The 20,477-nt window shown below is 47.1% G+C and carries 11 protein-coding genes; 4 read left to right on the plus strand and 7 right to left on the minus strand.

Annotation, left to right across the window (positions count from 1 at the left end; translation table 11 throughout):
- Nucleotides 1–71: 71 nt before the first annotated feature.
- Entirely contained in the window at nt 72–2,159 is a 2,088-nt protein-coding gene (locus DC28_RS00605; RefSeq protein ID WP_037544578.1) for an elongation factor G, read from the plus strand.
- Nucleotides 2,160–2,521: 362 nt separating this feature from the next.
- On the opposite strand, the gene DC28_RS00610 is transcribed toward DC28_RS00605, so the two are convergent.
- Genes DC28_RS00610 through mfd form a run of 4 tightly spaced genes read right to left on the minus strand, consistent with a single transcriptional unit; the run spans nt 2,522 to nt 10,504 of the window.
- Nucleotides 2,522–3,874, minus strand: a complete 1,353-nt coding sequence (locus DC28_RS00610) for a citrate/2-methylcitrate synthase (RefSeq protein ID WP_037544579.1) — start codon at nt 3,872–3,874, stop codon at nt 2,522–2,524.
- Between the two features lie 42 nt (nt 3,875–3,916).
- Nucleotides 3,917–4,648 carry a tRNA (guanosine(46)-N7)-methyltransferase TrmB gene (trmB, locus tag DC28_RS00615; protein WP_037544581.1) on the minus strand — a complete coding sequence of 244 codons (732 nt, stop codon included), beginning with the start codon at nt 4,646–4,648 and terminating at the stop codon, nt 3,917–3,919.
- On the minus strand, nt 4,641–6,953 hold the full coding sequence (ptsP, locus tag DC28_RS00620; RefSeq protein ID WP_052078276.1) for a phosphoenolpyruvate--protein phosphotransferase: 2,313 nt from the start codon (nt 6,951–6,953) through the stop codon (nt 4,641–4,643). The genes trmB and ptsP overlap by 8 nt, the downstream gene beginning before the upstream one ends.
- A 26-nt stretch (nt 6,954–6,979) precedes the next feature.
- Nucleotides 6,980–10,504 carry a transcription-repair coupling factor gene (gene mfd / locus DC28_RS00625; protein WP_037544583.1) on the minus strand — a complete coding sequence of 1,175 codons (3,525 nt, stop codon included), beginning with the start codon at nt 10,502–10,504 and terminating at the stop codon, nt 6,980–6,982.
- 47 nt (nt 10,505–10,551) lie between these two features.
- Between mfd and DC28_RS00630 the strand changes: the two genes are divergently transcribed.
- The 3 genes from DC28_RS00630 (at nt 10,552) to DC28_RS00640 (ending at nt 12,547) form a co-directional block, all read left to right on the plus strand.
- Entirely contained in the window at nt 10,552–11,505 is a 954-nt protein-coding gene (locus DC28_RS00630; protein ID WP_156104519.1) for a hypothetical protein, read from the plus strand.
- Complete coding sequence (locus tag DC28_RS00635) at nt 11,505–12,170, plus strand: hypothetical protein (RefSeq protein WP_037544585.1); 666 nt, start codon at nt 11,505–11,507, stop codon at nt 12,168–12,170. Before DC28_RS00630 ends, DC28_RS00635 begins: the two co-directional genes overlap by 1 nt.
- Nucleotides 12,171–12,232: 62 nt before the next feature.
- Nucleotides 12,233–12,547: a hypothetical protein gene (locus DC28_RS00640; RefSeq protein WP_052078278.1), complete on the plus strand. Its 315-nt coding sequence runs from the start codon at nt 12,233–12,235 to the stop codon at nt 12,545–12,547.
- A gap of 288 nt (nt 12,548–12,835) precedes the next feature.
- Here the strand turns inward: DC28_RS00640 and DC28_RS00645 are convergent, their stop codons facing one another.
- From DC28_RS00645 to DC28_RS00655, 3 genes are read right to left on the minus strand one after another with little or no spacing between them, the layout of a single operon-like run.
- Entirely contained in the window at nt 12,836–13,360 is a 525-nt protein-coding gene (locus tag DC28_RS00645) for an OmpH family outer membrane protein (RefSeq protein WP_052078279.1), read from the minus strand.
- Nucleotides 13,361–13,398: 38 nt separating this feature from the next.
- Nucleotides 13,399–16,011: an outer membrane protein assembly factor BamA gene (gene bamA / locus DC28_RS00650; RefSeq protein ID WP_037544587.1), complete on the minus strand. Its 2,613-nt coding sequence runs from the start codon at nt 16,009–16,011 to the stop codon at nt 13,399–13,401.
- A gap of 24 nt (nt 16,012–16,035) precedes the next feature.
- Nucleotides 16,036–20,454: a translocation/assembly module TamB domain-containing protein gene (locus DC28_RS00655; RefSeq protein WP_037544589.1), complete on the minus strand. Its 4,419-nt coding sequence runs from the start codon at nt 20,452–20,454 to the stop codon at nt 16,036–16,038.
- Nucleotides 20,455–20,477 lie beyond the last annotated feature (23 nt).

The following is a 20,477-nucleotide window of genomic DNA, read 5'->3' on the forward strand; positions in this document are numbered from 1 at the left end:
ATACCCCCCCCTATCATAGAAGCAACATAGATGGAACGCTCCCATGGTAGGGATCGGAAAGGAAGGGGTATATGAGCTACAGCACCGAAGACATTAGAAACATCGCGGTTGCTGGCCATGGAGGTACGGGTAAAACCACCTTCGTAGAGAACCTGTTATTTTCTGGGGATCAGATTGAAAAATCTGAACCGGTTGAGTCTGGCCGATCAGTAAGCGATTTTACAGAAGAAGAAATTGATCACAAGATGTCCATTCACACGACCCTATCCCATATTTTTTGGAAAGGTCATAAGATAAATATCTTGGATACACCCGGGGCGAGTGACTTTGTCGGAGAGGTGATAGCCGCATTTCGGACGGCTGAGAGTGCTGTGATGCTTGTAGATAGCCAGGCAGGCGTTGAGATTGAAACCTTGAAGCTCTGGCGTCGTCTGGATAAGCGTAATAAACCCAGGATAGTTTTCGTTAATAAGATGGATCAGCCTCGGGCCGATTTCAATACTGTTTTGGAGGATATCCGAACCAAGCTTGGTGATGATAAAAAACCCTTCATCCCGATTACCATACCCATTGGTGCCGGCGAAGACTTTCGTGGGATTATTGATCTGATACATATGAAAGCGTATATGGTCCATGCTCCCGGTGAGAAGGAACGAGAATCAGAGATTCCTGAGGACATGAGGGAACTTGCTCAAGAGTTTCATGAGGCGATGATTGAAGCTGCAGCTGTCGGTGATGATGAGCTCATGGAGAAATATCTTGAAGAGGAAGACTTAACAGTTGATGAAGCCATCAGGGGGCTTACCGAAGGTCTGGTAGATAATAAGCTAACTCCGGTATTCTGCGGGGCTGCTCTGCTAAACACCGGTGTATCAGCTATCTTGGATTTCCTGAATATCGCAGCGCCCTCCCCCGCTGGAATCGACGAAATCTATTATGATGATGAACATACCGAAAACCATGTTGCGATTCATAAGGATGATTTTTTCAGTGCCTTCAGCTTTAAGACAAGCATTGATCAATATGCCGGTAAGCTTTCGTATATTAAGGTTGTAACAGGATCCCTTAGGTCTGATGTTGATATCTTGAACACCCGGGAACATAAGAAAGAACGCATTAGTAAAATATATATGTGCCAGGGAAAGAAGCTGGAAGAAGTGGATGAATTGTTCGCAGGAGATCTCGGTATTATCGCCAAAATTGCCAGCGCCCATACGAATGATAGCTTCTGTTCACCCGAGAAGAACCTGTACTATAAGCCCTTACAGCTTCCTCAACCCGTCCATTCAATCGCTATCAGCGCTTCCACAAAAAAAGACCAAGATAAATTGGCAGAATTACTACAAAAGGCCACCGAGGAAGATAAAACTCTCAACCTCAGTTACAACAAGGAAACCCATGAGACGGTATTCTCGGGAATGGGAGAGCTGCATATCAATTTGGTGCTTGAGAAGATTAAAAAGAGTACTAAAATGGAAATTCAAACCTCCACCCCCAGGGTTGCGTTTCGGGAAACCATGACGATTCCGGCTGATGCGGAGTATACCCACAAGAAACAGACAGGAGGGCACGGGCAGTATGCACGGGTCGTTATGAAATTTGCCCCCTTACCTCGGGGCGAGCAGTTTAAGTTTGCCAATGAGATTAAGGGGGGAGCCATTTCCCGGGGATACATGCCCGGGATCGAAAAAGGGCTATTGGAAGGTATGGAGGAAGGCATTGTCGCCGGGTATCCGGTTGTTGATGTAGAAGCTACAGTCATCGATGGAAAAGAACACCCGGTAGATTCTTCGGAAATGGCCTTCAAGCTTGCCGCCCGGGGAGCCCTCCGGGAAGCCCTTGGTAAGGGGAAGTGTACCCTTCTCGAGCCAATAATGGAACTTCATGTGTTCATTGATGAACAGTATCTAGGGGATGTCTTATCTGACCTATCCTCCAAACGCGGTCGCGTGTTAGGCCAGGAGTCGCTAGGGGGAGGAATAATGGAGATTAGTGCCGAGGTGCCCCAGTCCGAGCTGTTGCGCTATTCCATAGACCTACGCTCCATAACCTCGGGTACGGGAAGTTTCGAAATGAATTTTGTGTACTACAACCCGATCTCCGGCAAGGCTGCGGATGATGTGGTAAAACAGGCTCAGCTGCTTAATTCTCAGGAGTAGGCATACCGGTCATTCGGTCATTACGCTGTTCAGATTTCCGGAGGAAGTGCCGGGGATCTGAACAAGCTGTTGAAGAATTTCAGAGGTAGAGTGCACAACTTTGTGCCATTACTCATGATTGGGGCTACCCCTTGAGCCGGACCGCCGATGATAACGCTTAATCCGGGGTTGTTACAGCTTCTGCACACTATCAATTGTTTAGTGCGTACCCCACCATGTTATGGGATTCGGTATTGCCGACCCCCGGAGTGGATTAGGCGGAGTATGTCTTCCCAAGGATAGATTTTGCGGCTCTGGGCCCTAAATCCGGATTGCGCTGCATTACGCCGGGATAAACATGTTTTTTTTAACTTCCCAAGAGATTAGCGATCGTTTAGTCTGCTGTAGGCCTGACCGCCAAGTACATTCTTGTATGCCGGGCGGTAGATTCTGCTGCCGATAGAGAGCTCTTCCATACGATGAGCTGCCCAACCTGCTATTCGGCTTAGGGCAAATATAGGGGTATACAGCTCAGGGGGAATGTTCAACATCTTATAGACAAATCCAGAATAAAAATCCACATTGGGAGCAACAACCTTATCGGATTTTTTTACCCGCCTGAAGACTTCCGGGGTAAGGATTTCCACACGTTTATACAGTTCAAATTCCTCGAGGAGTTTCCCGCCCTTGGCTTGTGCAAGCTCTTCCGCCTTGGCCTTCAATAGAATGGCCCGGGGATCGGAGAGGGTGTAGATGGCGTGTCCCATTCCGTAAATTAAACCGGAGTTATCGTATTCCCTTCCTTCTAATAGAAGCCGTAAATGACTGGCAATTGCATCTGAATCATCCCAAGAAGAGATCTTTTCCTGTAAATTATGCATCATACCCATGACGCGGTTATTAGCACCACCATGTCTTAACCCTTTCAGGCTTCCTACTGCAGCCGAAATTGCGGAGTAGGTATCCGTATATGCAGAACTGACGACGTGGACGGTGAAGGCCGAGTTGTTGCCGCCGCCATGTTCTGCATGGAGAACCAAGGCCAGATCAAGAACCTCGGCTTCGAGTTTGGTGAAGTGCTGATCGGGGCGAATCATCTGGAGGAAATTCTCCGCAGTTGATAATCGCGGGTCAGGACTGTGGACATGTAGACTTTCATTATCAAAAAACCGTCTTTTGGATTGGTAGCTGTACGCTACCAGGGCCGGAAATCGAGCGATCAACTCGATACACTGCCGTAGAATGTTTTTAATGCTGTAATCTTCCGGGTTTTGATCGTAGGAGTAGGCACCCAGGACGGCACGACCGAGCTTATTCATGATGTCCGTACTGGGGGATCGCATGATAATATCTTCCCAGTATCCGGTGGGCATGGAACGTTTTTCGCCTAGGAGTTCGATAAAATCGGAGAGTTGCTGCTGGGTGGGTAAGGTGCCGAAAAGCAAAAGATATACCGTCTCCTCATATCCAAAACGGTTATCCTGTTGAAAGCCGCTGACTATGTCTTTGACATCGATTCCCCGATAACGTAGTCTACCTTCAACGGCGGTTTTTTCGCCTTCATCCAGTATGTAACCATGAACATCCCCAATTTCAGTTAAGCCGACAAGTACTCCCGTGCCGTCATCATTGCGGAGACCACGTTTGACACCGTATCGGGAGTAAGATTCCGGGGTGATCACCCGTAATGATCCTGCGTAAGCTGCATGCTCGTCTAAAAAGGTGTTTTCATCCATGGTATGATCTTATCATAGTCCTTTTTGCAAGTATATAGACTATTATTGTATATTAATGCGTCTTTTCTGGATAAACAATTCATAGATGCGATGGTTTTTTGCCAAGCCCTTACGTTCGAAGGCAGTCTGCGGCCGCCACTCAATATCAGAGGCAAAGGAGCCATGGTAGGCATTTGTGAAATCTGGGTGGTTATTGGAGGTTTCTAACATCTGTTGTGCATAATCTTCCCAATCGGTCACTGCATAAACATATCCTTCAGGTATTAATTTCTCACTGACGATGGAAAGGAGACTGGATTGGAAAATTCGACGCTTTTTGTGCCGCTTTTTAGGCCAGGGATCTGGGAAGAAGAGATGGATCCCCTCAATACTCATCTGGGGAATCATATGTATGAGAACTGGAATGGCATCGTGCTGAATCACTTTCAGATTTTGGAGATTGTTTTCTTCGATTCGCGCCAATAAAGCCCCGACACCGGGTGAGTGAACCTCGATGCCAAGAAAGTTTCTATCAGGTCGTTTCCGTGCGATCTCAGCAGTAGCATGCCCCATACCAAAGCCGATCTCAATGATTAGCGGATTGTTCTTAGGATAATCCGCTCCTGTGATTACCTTGTTCGGATCGTAGGTGAAACCGTATTGGGGGAAAAGTCCATCATAGGCCCGTTGTTGAAGATTGCTCATACGGGATTGCCGGAGCACATAAGACCGTATCCTCCGTTTCTGTCGCTGGGTTTGTTCGTCGATTTTTCTCTTATGGATGGATTCAGACATGGTTGTAAGGTACTCCCTGTTCATCAAGATAGGCTTCTATATCCCTTATACTTGAAAGGGTTTGTAGATCTTGGGCAAATGTTGATACAGCAGCAGTATTTTGCTCGGAGATGTAGGTTTTCAGGGTCGGGATTTTATTGGGATCGACAGATAATTTCCTGATACCTGAGCCGATTAAAAACTTCGTGAGTGCTGGATGGTTCGCTGCCTCACCGCAGACACTGAGGTGGTTAATTGAGGTTCCCACATTCTTGAATAACCGAGAGAGCACGCGGAGGACTGCGGGGTGATGGGACTTATACATTCCTCCGATATGCTCATTGGTACGGTCAACAGCCAGGGTGTACATTATCAGATCGTTTGTGCCCACTGATAAAAAATCAGTTTTTTCAGCAAGTTCCCCGGCAATCTCAACGGCAGCAGGGAGTTCAATCATTGCCCCTAATTGTGGGGCATCATTAAACTCAAGTTCATCCTTCGAGAGTTCATCCATAGCTCGGAATACCTCGTCCTTAGCGGCTTCGTATTCATCCAAGGAGGAAATCATGGGGAACATTATTTTTAATCTGTGGCCTTGTCCTGCTCTCAGGATTGCCCGTATTTGCTCCCTGAAAATATCAATATTTGCTAGGGAAAACCGTATCCCACGAAATCCTAGAAAGGGGTTTGCTTCACGATACTGCTGATGAGCACCGAGAAGTTTGTCACCACCCACGTCAAGGGTTCTAATTACTACCTCGTAATCACCCATGGGATCTACAACACGCTTGTACAACCGGGTTTGTTCCTCCTCGGATGGAAAATCATTTCTCACCAAGAATGGAAATTCACTCCGATATAAACCGATACCGTTGGCATGACAGGAAAGCGCCAGTTCCACATCCTGGATAAGATTCACGTTTGCCATAACTTGGATATCCACCCCATCGGTAGTGAAACAGTCTTTCTTACAGCCTTCAATTACCGCAGTACTACTGCCCATACTGTTTCGGAGTGCCGTTTCATATCGGGTGATGACGTCGCTGCCGGGTCCTACATACAACCGATCCTGGTTGCCATCAATGATGAGGGGCGTTCCGGTTTGAATTGAGAGAACGCTTTCCTCGGAAACAAAGAGGGCCGGTAGCTTCAATGATCGAGCTAATAAGGCGACATGTGCTGTATGGCCGCTTCCAAGGGCTACCAGACCGGCGGCGTTCTGAGCTGAGAGCTTGACTACCTCGCTTGGAAATATATCGGGTACTATGATAATCTGACCGCTATAATCACCTTTTACATGTTCAAGCTTGGCAAGGTTCCTTACCATTCGGTAACCGAGATCCAAGATATCCTGTGCCTTTTCCCGCACCCGTATATTCTCTTGACGACCGAATAACTCCACATAGGAATTTACCACCGAAATGACGGCCTCATCAGCTGTGGACCCAGCCTGAATCTTTTCTTGCATGGCACCAGAAAACTTTTCATCCCGTAACATTAGCAGATGGGCACTGAAAATGAGATCTGCAACTTCAGCGACACGATTATCCAAGGCCTGCTGCATCTGCTCAAGCTGGGTCTTGGTATGGCTGAGGGCATGGGCAAACCTGGTTAGTTCATGGGTTTCTGAGAATTCAAAATTTGCCTCCCGCGGCGGGATGGGAAGGGTTCGAAAGGATGCAGTGCGGGTACGCAAGATTAGGGCACTACCGATGGCAATGCCGCTACTAGGAGAAGTCCCATCCACCTCCGTCAGAGTTTTCAGAGAGGCATCCTGTCCCTGGTAAAGCTCAATGAGGACCTCGGCATTCTCCAGGGTTGAGGCGAGCTGACTGGCAATCGCTTTAAGTGCTCGAGTATCCTGGCTTGTAAACACATTAGGTCTTTTATCTTGGAGGGTCAAAACACCTATTCGGTTTACTCCCCGGCGTATAGGCACTGCTAAAAAAGCTTGGTACTGTTCTTCCTCGATTCCCGGAATGGGTTTAAAAAAGGGATTCTGGGATGCCCTGCCCTCCCGGATCGGACGGCTTTCTTCAAAGGATTTACCTGTTATGCCTTCACCAGGTTTTAGCCTGACGCTTCCGTCTTGAGAGTGATTGAGACCCTTTGTAGCACGTAATAATAGTTCCCCATGGGTGTCATTGTATAAATACACGGAGCAGACATCGGCATGCATGTGGCCGGCAACCATACGCACAACATCTTGAAGAAATTCAGACACTGAACTTTTTTGCTCAAATAAGGCTGTTAGCTCAGCCATATTACACAGGAGTTCAAAGTTTTTTGCGTCTTTTTTATTTGGATTAATTGAATCGATCTGCATGTCGCTCTCCCCATAGAGTATACCAGCTATCGCAAGAGTTGCGAAAGCCGACCACGGAGAAACTCGCTTTTTTCCTTCAGTCCGATTCCATCGCTTTTCATGCGTATCGCATTGAGTTTATTGGGAACCGGTTTGATCGCGCCTCCAGAAGTCTGTACCATTTCGACTAGGCGTTGGATATTTATTTTTGCCATTTTCCCAAACTCAATCTCAATACTACCCCGTCGTTCTTTCAAGGATGATATGTACAATTTTGCGCAAAGAACACGAAGTTCAGCAAGGGATAGAAGACTCTGCACCTCCTCAGGGGTAGGTCCGAAGCGATCCTCAATCTCAGCCTGTATGGTTGAGAGTTCTTCATCCGAGGCTACCGCAGAAATCTTTTTATAGACCTCCATCTTTTCCATGGGTTCGGTGATATAAGAATCAGGAATAAAACCGGTGTATTCAAGCTCCAGGTAGGTTTCTTGTATCTGCTCATCCTCGATAGGTGGAAGCTCAGGTAGACCGCTAACATCCTCACCCGCTTCAACTGCTTTACGCCGAGATTCGATTTCTTCTTTGGCAAGCCGTCGAACAGCCTCGTCCAGCAAACGAAGGTACAAATCGAATCCTACCGAATAAATGTCCCCGCTCTGTTCTGCTCCAAGAAGATTCCCTGCGCCGCGAACCTCTAAATCCTTCAAGGCAATCTTAAAGCCTGAGCCGAGTTCGGTATAATCTGATATGATCTGCAGACGTTTCATGGCAAGTTCACTTAAGGCACTCTGCTCAGGATAGAACAGGTAAGCGTAGGCAAGCCGGTCAGAACGGCCGACCCGTCCGCGGAGCTGATAGAGCTGGCTGATTCCGTACATATCAGCACGGTCGATGATAATGGTATTTACGTTGGGAATGTTAATCCCGTTTTCTATGATGGTGGTTGCAACAAGGACCTGGAAACCGCCATGAATGAACCTATGCATAATATCCTCCAATTCTTTGGAAGACATCTTGCCATGGGCCGTTTCAACTAATACCTCGGGAACGAGTTTTTCTAAAAAGAGTTGGATGTTTTCCAGGGTTTCAACCCGGTTATGGAGGAAGAACACCTGGCCACCTCTCTGTATTTCACGACGGATGGCCTTTGCTACTAATTCATCATTAAAGGCTTCTACATATGTTTCTATTGGCCTTCGGTTATGCGGGGGGGTCTTCAGTACTGACATATCACGGATTTTTAGGAGACTCATATGAAGCGTACGTGGTATCGGCGTTGCACTCATGGTTAGTGAATCCACCGAGTACTTCAATTCCTTCAACCGTTCCTTATCCTTGACACCGAATCGCTGCTCTTCGTCAACTATCAGTAAACCAAGATCCTTGAACCGAACATCCTTTTGTATGATTCGATGGGTACCCACAAGTATATCTACGGAACCCTCCTCCACGCCTCCCAGAACTCGCCGTTGATCTGCCTTGGAAACGAACCGACTCAACATTCCTAGGTTAACCGGAAAACCTTCGAGCCGTTCTTGTAGGCTCTCCAAATGCTGTTCGGCAAGTATAGTGGTCGGGGCAAGGAAGGCGACTTGTTTGCCCGATGCAACCGCTTTAAATGCAGCCCGCATAGCAATTTCGGTTTTTCCATACCCGACATCCCCGCAGATAAGGCGATCCATGGGCAGGGGTTTCTCCATGTCTGCCTTAACCTCTTCGATGCAGCGGAGTTGATCCACGGTTTCCTCAAATGGGAAGGTTGATTCAAATTGTATCTGCCACTCCGAATCCTCCGGAAAAGCAAAGCCTTGGGCCCTGCGCCGACGACTATAGAGATTAATTAAATGCGCAGCCAGGTCCTCTACCCGCTTACTTACCCGGGCTTTTCGATTTTCCCAGCTTTTCCCTCCGATTTTATCGAGGCGAGGATCATTTCCCTGACTTCCGATATACCGCTGTATTAGATTAACCTGTTCGATGGGGACGAAAATATACTCGGAATCCGCATATTCCAGCTTAATATAATCTCGTTCTGTTCCAGCTGCCTGAATCCTTTGAATTCCAAAAAATCTTCCGATTCCATGGTTAACATGAACAATAAAATCACCGGGCTCTAGATCCACAAAGGATTCTATTGCCTCACTTTTAACCTGCTTAACTGATCGTGGTGCGCGTTTCCGTCTGCCAAATATTTCATTTTCTTGGATAACAACAATTCTAAGATCCGGCAGAGTAAATCCAGAACGGAGTCCCAACTGCTCAATGTGGATATCCTGAGTATTAAGGAGGGTTTTAAGGCGCAGGCTTTGAACCTCGGAGTCGGTTATTACAAATATCTCATACCCAGATTTACTTAGTACCGTTAGCTCGTCCTGAAGAAATTCTATATTGCCAAAAAAGGAGCGTGGTCCATCACTATTGAAGTGAAGGATTTGACCGGCCGAATCCTTTGTGAAATCACGCAGTACAGGCATTGTTACCTTCCTCGGTGTCCTGGTAACAATATCGTTAAAGCCTTCCAATAACCGCTCGGGCCGAGGAAGAGGCTGAGAGTGGCGTAGTTTTCTATACAAAGAATCGAACTCCCGGTGTAGTGCCTCCTCGGCGTTCAAAAGCCGTTCGAACTCGAGGAAAAATACCGGCCAGGAATCAGGTATGTACTCGATCAGGCTTACGGGTTTCTCAAAAGAAAGAGGGTACCAAAGTTCCTCGCCCTCAAAACCGGGAGTATTCCTTACAGCCTCCAGGATTTGGGCTGTGTCAGATTTCAGTTCCGGTAATCTGGCCAGGGTTTGTTCCAGTTGGGTAATGCGTTCTTCGTTCCAGATAACCTCCCGTGAGGAATGAATGGTAACCTCATCAAGTTTTTTGATGGATGACTGATTCGATACATCAAAAGAGCGTATCTCCTCAATTTGGTCAAAGCTATATACAATCCGGAACCCATAATCTTCACCAGGAAGCATAATGTCCAGGACCTCACCTCGGAGAGCATACTCACCGGGCAGGGAAACCTTTGAGACTCGAGTATATCCCCGGTGGGTCAATTCACGGGCGGTCTCGGTGGGCTGGATATGCATCCGTTTCCGTAACGTCAGCAGCGATTTACGGAGCACATCTGAAGGAGGAAGGAACCCCACAAGTCCACGCAACGACGTAAGGATGATCTGCCGCTCCCGGTTGGCAAGATTGGTAAGTAATCGAACCCTGCGACCGAAAACAGGTGAGTTTTTAGGTAAGGGACTGTATGACGCCGTACCCGTCCAGGGCCATATCTGATTCTCCACACCGAGGGAAGCGAGATCCGCACTGAGTTGCTCAGCCTCCTTTTCAGTAGGCAGTACCAGGAGCATTCCGTGATGCCCCTTGTCCACTAATCGGGAAAGAAGAATCGCTAAAAAACTCCCCTGTATGCCGCTTACCGTGAGGTCCAAGGTATTACCAACCAAATCTCCAGATTCGGGTACAGGTTTTTTATGGGATTGCGGGGGGCCTAAAAGGGTGGTAAGGTCCTTAAATGACGGGAGATCCTTTAATTTTTGCGAGATACGCCGATACATTAATGAGTCCATACGCGCTGTCCAAATAAACGAAATTTAGTGTAGAGGGAGAAGTTCGAGTGACACATCTGAAGAAAGCCATCCTATTGGTACTGCTCTGGTCAGGAGTTATGTTGGGAGCCTACCCTCAGGAGGCAAACCAAGTACGGTTCTCCATTAGTTTTTTTAATCAAGAAATCTATTATCCTGACAGTGCAATACAGGTCAAAGTTAGTATACTAAACAATTCACCGGGGGTGTATCGCTTCCGTTTGGCTGACGATCGAAAATTCAACCTTGACTTCACCATAGTCGATCTGAAGAATACTCCCCTACCGACCAGCCCAGAATTTACCACAGCAAGAACGAGTAATCAACGTATTTATTTCCGAGAAGTAAGCCTAAATCCAGGGGAAGAATTCTCATTCACCAGTACTCTGAACGATTACCGAATGGTAAAACCAGGGATTTACGTTGTACAGGGATTGTTCTATCCCGAGCTGGTTGGTAATGCAGGTAGTAGAACGTTATCGTCTAACAGACTAACCCTTTCAGTACGCCCTGAATATACCCAAGAGGAGCGGACCGTGTTCCGGGTAGAAGAAGAACAACGGCAACTGCTCCAAGAGGCCGCTCTGCCGCCTGACGAGGTAGTTGCGTATATGTTGGACGCCCGTATGCATAGTCGGAAAGCCCAGTTTTTCCTGTACGTGGATTTAGAACAGCTTTATAGGATGGACCCTCGTCGGGATAGCCAGTTCAGAAGACTATCCGAAGCAGAACAACACCAAATACTCCAGCAATACGAAGAAACCCTCTGGGAGCCAGAAAATGATGACAGCATTCGTCGCATCCCCCTTTCATACGAGATTCGACGTACCAGTTACGATGCAACCACAGCTCAGGTAGATGTCATCCAGCGGTACCAAATGGATTCGTACATCGAGATAAAACGCTACATCTATACGCTGCAGAGAAGAGACGGGATCTGGTATATCACCGGATATACTGTCAGCAACCTTGGAACCGAATAATGCGGATACTCTTACTTTCAACAGAGAATTCTGTTACCGAACGTATAACAGCGTTCTGCAACACGGCGAACCTTGATGTATTTCATTACCAGGATTTTATCAATGGTTTGGGGAACCTCGATAAACTAACTCCCGGGATAATACTTTGCAACGCCTCAGACTTTCCCCGCCAGTGGAAGGCTCTCGCAGCGTTCATTCAAGCCGATCAGGCCTTGGCTAAAAAAATAACTCCCGCCATTGGAATTTTTGCTGAGAATCCCTTACCCGACAAGGAGGTCCAGAAGGCAGAAACTCTGGGTATACGGGTTCTCAACCCGGATGAGTCCGAAATAATCGCATTTATTACTGCTAAAATGGATGGTAGTTCTTCTTTTCAAGGTGATTCAAATGCTATACCACACGATGATCCCGGGGGCGAACCCGGCCCTCTCTCTCCTCTAGCCGCCTTGGTTATTCTCGAAGCCCCCCGGAGAATCCGAATCTACGAGGTAGAATCCATAGGCACCCAGGAACTCTCTCTTAAAAATAGTACCGAACTACATAATCAAGGGAAAGAAACTACTTTGTACATCACGGCAATGGAGGAGGATGATCCCTGGGACGGCAGGGGCCTTACTGTCGTCCCAGCCAAGAAAAAACCCGATACCTTTTACGTACTTGAGTAGCGCATCAGCTTGGCTTGATTTTCTCTCAATATGGCATACACTATAGCTGTGAGGTTGCGATAATGATACATTCTCTAACAGTTCTACCCATTCAAGACCTGTTGAAAATCTCCTCAGCACAGAGATACCATTCCAGCAGCGTTGCCTACCACGGTTCTCCGCGGCGTCACCCCACCGATGAGACCCGTGTTCTTCTCATTTGTGATCTCCTATCTCCTCAGAAACGGATTTATGAGTTTAAAAAGAGTGATATTCTACATGTGGATCAAGCTGAGCAGATTTCTTTAGAGAACGGTGACATCCTAAGCCTTGTAACCCTCTGGATCCGTAAAGGCAGTAGGGGAATTGAGCTGCTACCCTTTGAAGTTAAAGATTGAATTCCTACACAGGGCACAGGGGTATTCGTATTCAAGAAATTCTTAGTACGTAATAGCTTGTAGCTTACCCCATTTACTGCGCTACATCCCTGGGGTCTGAACCCAAGCAGCTCCGCTATACCCGGTGTAGCTTACAAGGTATTACGCACCATCTATTGGCAGGTCAGTATAAAGAAATACGCCATTCTACCTACCACCTGAGCCATTCAAAGGCTGTATAGCACACACCAAAAGACCACAGCAGCTCCTGGACCCGATAGCAACTGTCTCGGGTTTCGATCCTTTACCCTATCGCAGCCTGTCTAATACCTTGTTGGTAATATCTACTTCCCGGCTCCACCACTGGAGGCCTTGGGATTTAGCATCGATGATAATGGTAAACCCCGAACTCTCCGCTTCTAACCTGATAGCTTCTTGCAATCTTCGCAAAAAATCATCTGATTGAGAAAGTGAACGCTGGCGTTGTTCCAACTGCTGGGTTTTGACCCTCTGGAAATCTCGAATGAACTGAGCCTTCTGAAAAATTTCTTCATCCAATCTGAGGGCAAGGCTCTCATTACCCTGGCTTTCCGCGGAAAGTTTCTGTTCCTGAAGGCGTCGAAGTTCTGCAGCATGGGAGTCCAGTTCGGACTGGATTTCATTCCTCAGGGCTTCAAGCTGCCGCACCGCGGCGCTATCGCTAAAATAGCTGAGATAGATCGATTCTGTATCAACGACACCGACTGTGGTTAATTGCTCTGACCAACCAGAGAATGTCGTTCCGAAAAGAAGCAGCGCGATAAGACCAACTAATTTCATGTTAAAGCGGTACATACTCCGTTTTCTCCTTGGGTTTTGCGGTTTTTTCTATCCTAGAACAGGCTGATAGCGAAGATGAAGTCAATTCCTGATCCGGGTTTATCCGGGTCTGGAAAGAGGTTCCCCTGCTGCCATTCTACCTCGCCTGTTTCGGAGATCTCAAAGCGTTTCCCCAGATATAGCCTCAGGGGAAGCTGCGGAATGGTCAGGCGAAGCCCTGCACCAAATCCGAACATCCAGCCTTCAGATCCTCCTGAAAAGATGTCCTCACGAATTTCTGTAAGACGGACACCTTCAAAGAACATATCGAACCAAACAATATCTTCAGAAATCGGCATACGCAGTTCAACCCAGTTATTCCAAATCGCCTCACCGTTACTCCTGGGGGCCCATCCTCTTGCTACCGTCATACCGTTTGTGTACAGCAGGTTTTCACCCGGTGCGAAGTCGTTTCCCTCCAGCGTCCAGAATTGGGGGAACATCAGTGACAGGGATGAATTGGCAGCCAATACCATTTTCCAGTTCCAAACCTCCGCAACCGGTATATCGAACAGGGTCAGATACCCCTGCAGGGTGCTGTCCGATCTGATGTAGTGACGGTTACCGAAGAGGAACCCGCCGGTGAAATTAACGTTTTGGGAAAGATAGTATCCCGAAGATGGATTAAAGGCGACATCCCTATCATCCAAGGAAACGCTGATCCCCAATTGGTTAACCAACCGAATTTGATCCAGGTTATCCCGGAGTGCCGGACTAAAGGGTCGGTAGACATCGGGATCGTAGGTAACGTAATTCAACGATCCGCTGATTGAGGCGTTCGCACCCAACCAACCCAAGGGTGTTCTTCGCCGTATTCCGGTATTCACACCGAGGCTGATGTTATACTGGTCATAGGACATACGGTATTCACTCGGCACGGCTCCAGAACCGCCGGCGTAGACATAGTCGGTTTGTAGACTGTACTGGGATATTTGATCGCTGCTGGGAATCCCAGGAAAATAATCGCCAGCGGTATATTCTGTCCCGTTGAACTCGGTATCCTTTGAGAACACATAGTCTCCGGTAAAGGGGTCGGGCACCCGGTTCGTATCGCTATCAGAAAATACCGGCCCAAGGCTGTCTTGGAGTTCATCAGACTTTTTACTATGGCCTAGGGTAAGGTTGATTCCACCGCTGAAACGCTCACCGAATAGCCATGCATCGGAGAAATTAAAGCTCAGTTGCTGATCTGTGGTATTGAGATTGAGCTCGGCACCCAGACGCTGTCCGTTACCCAAGAAGTTGATATCGGATACGCTGAGCAGAAGCCCCCCCTGACCGCTTCCGCCAATTGATACACCGCCGCGAATATCGAGGGTTCCCCGTTCTTCCAGGGTAATGACCACATTCCGTAACTCTGGCTCACTTCCTTGGGGCGTATCTACTATGGGAATACCCTCAAAATATTGCAGATTATAAAGGTTTAACAATCCCTCGCGAATTTTTTTTGCGCTAAAAATATCACCGGTTTCGAAGGGTAGTTCGCGCTGAATTACGTGATCCTTAGTTTTATTATTCCCCCGGATAACAATATCCTCAATGTACGAACGAGGCTTTTCCTTAATAACCAGTTCGAAACCAATGGTCTGTTCACCGTCATTTCGGTTTTCATTCAAGGAGATTTCATTATTGAAATACCCGTTCTGGAAGTATACGTCGATGACCTGTTGTACACCGTTTCGAAATTGGGGTAGATTTAAAATAGAACCTGGCTTCTGACGAATCTTAGAGAGTAGTTCTTCGGTGCTAAAAATTGTATTTCCGGAGATCGTGATACCATCATAGACCCAGCGTTCGCCCTCCTGAATGATGAAGGCCACATCTACTCTTGATTGGGTTGGATCATCAGATTCAACGGGGGTGGTAACGACTTCTTGGATTTCCGCATCAATGAATCCGTTTTCTTGGTAATACTCTAAAAGAGCTTCCTTATCTGCCGCAATATTCTCTTCCTTGAATAAGCCAGGGTTAAACAACCCTTGTTCCTTACTGGTTAGTACACGTTTGAGGGCTCCGTTGGTTCCAAACGCATTCCCTTGAAAGGTTATAGTACGAATAGTAACCTGAGGTCCCTCATCAATGATGAATGTTACCTGCTTCGATCCGTCTTCAAGATCCTCAATGTTCTGGGTGACGGAGACGTCGGGATACCCTTGATCCCGGTAAAAGGCCGATAAATTGGCGGCGGCGGTTCTCGTACTCCCTGCTGTATAAAGATCCCCCTGTGATAGGGTTATGGAGTCCAGTAGTTCTGTAATTCGAAAACGGGTGACACCCTGAAACTCAATGCCTCCTACAACTGGCCGTTCTTCAACCTCAAAATGGAGAATTACAGTGGAATAATCATCATCACCGGGACGAGCTTCGGGGAGCAGATACTCAAAATAATCCAAGGCATAGAGCCGCCGTTGGAGATCTAGGAATAGAGGCTCGGAGAACTCTTGGCCGATGAAGGGTTGAGTAATACCACGCAATTCATTGGTGCTAATTCGAGACAACCCAGAAAAACTGATGTCAGTGATTGTTTTTCCCACATACCAATCCTGCTCCGTCTGCGCAGATAGGGAGGTAAAGGAGTAGGTTACCAGGCATATGAGCAAGAACCAGGCTGTTTTTCGGCGTTTCATTATAATCTCCTCAAAGTTTTGACTCTAGTTGAAATCCCACGAGAAGGTCAACAGGTGATCTGTTACAAACAGATTTTTTACATTCTCCGGTGTGAATTGTGGATTGAAGTTCCACTGTAACAGGAACAGAGGTGTTTGCCATTCAATGTTAAACTCCCAGGATAGTTCAACACCAATGGGGTCATTGAGAGACCGGGATAATGGATTTTCCTCGCTGATTTGAAACATAGTTTCCAAGAATACATCATCGCCGATAAATTTTCCCACCAAAACGGTTGTATTTTCAAAATAGCGGCCGAAGGAAAAGGAATCCTCAGTATCAATAACATCCCGGACAATATTCTGAAACAGCCCGGTGCGTATAGAGAAGAGATCTAGCGCCAAGGTGCTGCGAATTGTGTTCTCTATGTTCCTCATGATTTGAAACTGACTAAAAATATCCGCACTGGTGATAAAGGCTTGGGATACTATATTGTAGGGATCCTGGGTATTGGTAGGTAGCAGCCCGCCTCCAAGCATGGCATTTAATTCTTCTATTGAAAGTATTGGATCGGAGGTGAACCGTGGTTGAATATCCGTGAGATAGTTTTCATCAGCTGCCAATTTGATAATCACCCGTTCCCCGTTCCATGATGTACGATTTTCAGCAGATAGGGACAATCGTGGATTAAAACTTTCCTCTGTTTCATTAAACAGCATGACACCGCTACGAACATAAAAGTTACGGTCGAAATAAAAGATTTCCCCTCCTCGGAGAGGAACATCTCCTCGTAGGAGTAGCCGATTTCCCCGGGTATCAAACTCAAGACTTAACTCCGCATCGGGCTCAACCAATCCCCTGAATAGTGGTACGTCTGTGGTTGGCCAAAAGAACTCCACCCCACGGTCGGATTTAAATTGAAAATTGACGTAGGTATCCGTCTCTATTGGTTCTGAAGTTTGTTGGTCGTTTCCTGATGTCAAGGCTGGTGATAATGTGATGGCGGTCTGGGCTGCGGTGATATTTCCGGTTACCTCAACCAGGTTTAGATCGCCTACGACATCCACCGTGCCGTACCCGTATCCCTGGACCACCACAGTATCAAAATCATACTCAATTTCAAGACCGCTATTTTGGTCATCTACCGTGAATGAAAAGTCATAGGTTTCAGGTATCCATCGGCTAAACCCAAGTTCACCTACCACCCGGGCGACGGCATTGCCGGCAGTAACCGTAAACTCCGGGATAATCATGGTCTTATCTTCAAAGATAATGAAGGCATCGGCTGGTCCTATGTTTTGCGGACTGTACTCGAGCCAGGCTTCGAGGTCGGTAACCCTGAAAACGCCGTAGAAACTCGGATCATTGATATCCCCTACGATCCGTGCATTCCCCTCAGCCCTGCCCTTGTTGATGGAAAAAATATCGAAGAACAGGAGGGAGGAGAGATCAGGAGAATTCCAAATTGCATGGGGGATGTCGATATCTATTTCTCCTCCCTGGATTCTACCGCTTCCCGAAAGGGTGAGAAAGAGGGGTTGTTTCAATAAAACGTCAAAACTGCCATCAGAATGGACCTGGGCGAAAAGACTCTCCGAAGGTCCTCCAGATATTACCAGGGTATCTGGTTGTAGATCATCCGGGGCTACCCTAACCTTCCATGCAGAAACATCGCTCAGAAACTCTGGAACATTCTGGAGGTCCATATCTGCTACTAGGGTATTGAAGAGAGATGGATTTTCGGCTGTCCCGGGGCGCAGCCTAAACCGGGCAGACATCGTCAATCCTTCCTCGGTATCAATGATATCAGGCACAATTACTGCGGCATCAATAGTACCGGTGGAGTTTTCCAGGTCTATAAACCCATCGTTTACCCTGATCCCGATAGCTACAAGACCCAATTCGAGCTGATTTAATCGGATCCCGGATGATTCATATGTAGCGGAAAATTGTCCGCTTAAGGGATCAGCATTAAAGAAGGCTTCTTGTACGGTTCCCTCAATTCCTACCGAAGGATCCAGGGTGGTGCCCTCTACCGTTATACTTGCATCTAAAAATCCCCGTAATCCATCAACCTTCATACGTAGGAGATTAAGATTGTCGATATTGATCCTGGCATTCATGGCGGATTCTTCATAGTCTCCGACAAGTGAGATCTGCTCTCTAGGATTCTTCTGGTTTTGTAATTGAAGACTTGCCCCTATTTTCATCTGGGCACCTATATCGAGGCTGACCTCACCGCTCCCGGTTATTTCGGACTCGTTATCGTTGTAAGCGAATTGGTCAATCTGTAGATCAGGATAAGAACCGGTTATCGATAGCCTAAGGTTGGGGTCTTGGCTTCCTAACCCAGGTGGAAGAATTGATGAGAGGCTGATGTTTAATCCTGAAATATTCCAGGACGTAAGATCATTGAGATCACCCTGGAGAGAAAAATCTAAGCGGCCATCCTGGGATAACAGGGTAATGGGTATTCCCTCTCCCTTAGCGGTAAGAAAGATGTTCTCAGTGGAGAAATCCAGTACTGCATTGAAACCGAGATTTGAATCTACCGCTGCTCTACCGTCATTCACAATGCCGTTGAGCAGAATCTCTTGTTCCAGAAGGTTCGTTCTCAGACCGAAACGCACTGTTCCGGTTTCACTAATACTGGCCAACCCATCAAAGGTCCCTTGGAAATCACGGGTGATAATCTGAGTGGTGGTAATTCGGAGATTTCGTTCCCGTAATTGGGCTCCTCCGGAGATTAGAAAGTGTTCATCTTGTGAATTGGTAAGTATCACATCATCAGCTGTAATGAGGGGAGTGCCATCCCTGAAGAGTATGTGGGCATTGAGGGAAAGCGTTACGGTTCTGAGAAACGATAGGATTTCGGGAGAGATTGTATCAGCCTCCGATATATACACGCGTAACAATTGATGGACTACTCCGCCGTGTAACTTGTTTATAAATAGGGAAATACCAAGATCATTCAGCAGGTCTGAGGGACTATCGCTATCCGAGAAGGATGGGCGAGGTGCTATCAGTCCGATTTTTACGGAATTTTCGTATAGGCTCTGACCCGGCCAAGGGCTTAACCGAGCTACCATATCAAGGGTCAGTTCTTCCTGACCCACCGACCCAATAACGGACAGTTCAGGAATAGATATCGAACCGATGGAAAGTTTTGTTGTGCTGAGCTGTAACTCGTTGTCTTTAGATCGGAGGGTTATATCGGTGTCGATATTAAATCCCTGGTAGGATATCTGTCCCTGGGGCATCATTGAACGAGGATCTATGCTGCCACGGTAGCGTATCCTTCCCCAATGCTGGGTTGAGAGGGTTAAATTGTCTATGGATATGAACGTATTAGATCCTTGCAGTTTTATGTCACTTTGCAGCCTACCAGACAGACTGGGAAGATCGGCCTCAAGGGAGAGGTCACCGGTGAAACTATCGATGCTAATAGGTTCGGACTGTGGTCCGTCAAAGCGCAATAGGGTTTCTACCGTGCCTGATAGGGTTAAACCCCGGAATAATTCTTGCATAATGGGATCCAGGTATTGGATCGAGGACGAACTGCTCTCTACAGGTTGCCAGGCATCAGCAACCAAGGATATTTTGGCTTGTGATAGGTCGGTGGGAATCTGCACCTCTGCAGTGAACGGTTGAGCATCCAGAACCTTGGCAATATTTATTCCCTGGGAGGATAGATCGATTTGGAACTGCATCGGCTCAGCGTCGAAAAAAGATCCACTGAGATGAGATAGGGATAGCAGGAAATTGGAGTTTAAGGTTCTTCGACTTATGGTTCCCAAAACCGAGGTCCTGGCATCAATTTGTAGACTCTGGGTGTGTTCAAGGGATGAAACCCATTGATCTGCGATCCATCGTCCTGCAAGGTCTAATTCTAATTGAATGAAATCCCTCTCCACGGAGATCTCACCAGACTGTAGAAATACTGATAGCTCTGACCCTTCAGTCGCGTAGCTTACCAGAATTCCATCAGCACTAATTGGTAGATTTGCGGGAAACTCGGAAACTATCGGAAGAAGTAGTCCCTGTAGATTTTCCCAGATATCATCGTTTTCTCTGCTTTCGTTCTGTAGAACAACTGAATCTGGAATGGAAATGGTGCCACCACGGATCTGTAATCCCGTAGGAGCGCTTAAAAAATCCTGTTTGAGAAGATCGGTCAACCTGTAGAAGAGCCTGACTCTGGATAGATTGAGAATGGACGAATTATTCTCATCACGGAGCCTGAGGTTCCGGATCTCGATATACGAAAAAATTGATGGACTTACTGAATCATAGGAAATAGTATACCCTAATTGCGTTTCTAGCTGCGCAATAATTCTCTGTTTTGCCTCCTCTAGGCGCTCGGTGAGGGTCCGGTAAAGAGGAATACATACAAGTAACAATGAAATTATAATAATGAGGCTTACAACGCCGGCGAAAATTCCCGGCAGTAATGATTTTCTCACATAATCCTTCTTCTGCACACTGA

It is taken from the genome of Spirochaeta lutea (assembly GCF_000758165.1).
Classification (GTDB): Bacteria; Spirochaetota; Spirochaetia; order DSM-27196; family Salinispiraceae; genus Spirochaeta_D; species Spirochaeta_D lutea.

Bases quoted from the DNA above. Each gene is read 5' to 3' on its own strand.
- DC28_RS00605 (WP_037544578.1), top strand. From the start codon at position 72: ATGAGCTACAGCACCGAAGACATTAGAAACATCGCGGTTGCTGGCCAT.
- DC28_RS00610 (WP_037544579.1), bottom strand. From the start codon at position 3,874: ATGGATGAAAACACCTTTTTAGACGAGCATGCAGCTTACGCAGGATCA.
- trmB (WP_037544581.1), bottom strand. From the start codon at position 4,648: ATGTCTGAATCCATCCATAAGAGAAAAATCGACGAACAAACCCAGCGA.
- ptsP (WP_052078276.1), bottom strand. From the start codon at position 6,953: ATGCAGATCGATTCAATTAATCCAAATAAAAAAGACGCAAAAAACTTT.
- mfd (WP_037544583.1), bottom strand. From the start codon at position 10,504: ATGGACTCATTAATGTATCGGCGTATCTCGCAAAAATTAAAGGATCTC.
- DC28_RS00635 (WP_037544585.1), top strand. From the start codon at position 11,505: ATGCGGATACTCTTACTTTCAACAGAGAATTCTGTTACCGAACGTATA.
- DC28_RS00640 (WP_052078278.1), top strand. From the start codon at position 12,233: ATGATACATTCTCTAACAGTTCTACCCATTCAAGACCTGTTGAAAATC.
- DC28_RS00645 (WP_052078279.1), bottom strand. From the start codon at position 13,360: ATGTACCGCTTTAACATGAAATTAGTTGGTCTTATCGCGCTGCTTCTT.
- bamA (WP_037544587.1), bottom strand. From the start codon at position 16,011: ATGAAACGCCGAAAAACAGCCTGGTTCTTGCTCATATGCCTGGTAACC.